Source organism: Pseudoalteromonas sp. MTN2-4 (genome assembly GCF_042848605.1).
Lineage (GTDB): Bacteria > Pseudomonadota > Gammaproteobacteria > Enterobacterales > Alteromonadaceae > Pseudoalteromonas.
On record NZ_BTGK01000074.1, the window covers coordinates 1 to 431 of the forward strand.

A 431-nucleotide genomic window follows, 5' to 3' on the forward strand; every position below is an offset into this window, starting at 1 on the left:
GGCGTTAGCTTTACTCTGTATATTTGTGAAGGATTACACAATGACAAAATATTTAAGTGATTTTTTTGATACTTCAGTTGAATTTCTAGAAACATCAAAAGGTATGTTCTTTTTAGGTGCTTTTCTAGCTCTGTGTTTTATAACTTATGCATCGAGTAAGTCAGGTGTTTTACTTGCTCCGGGAGTTTATTATTTTGGTGCAGCAGTACCATCATGTTTTCTTTTTAGAGCTGCGTATTTAGAAAAGGCTAGAAAGTTAAAAATAGTTAAAGGCTTATTCTTTATAGCTTTTATAAGTTGGGTTTTCTTGTACACACTCAGCTTTTTGTAAAGCTAACAAGGCCGTTAAACCAAGGACACAAAACAGCAGGCTTGTGCTCCTTCGTCGCCAATTTTAGCCTGCTATTTTGTGCCGTTTACGGCAAGCGTTA

General features: G+C 35.7%; 1 protein-coding gene. It reads left to right on the plus strand.

All coding sequences use genetic code 11. The annotated features are described in order from the left end of the window. Positions 1–331 (plus strand): hypothetical protein (locus ACGHEH_RS21780; RefSeq protein WP_390449905.1); only part of this gene is annotated, 331 nt, incomplete at its 5' end. Positions 332–431 lie beyond the last annotated feature (100 nt).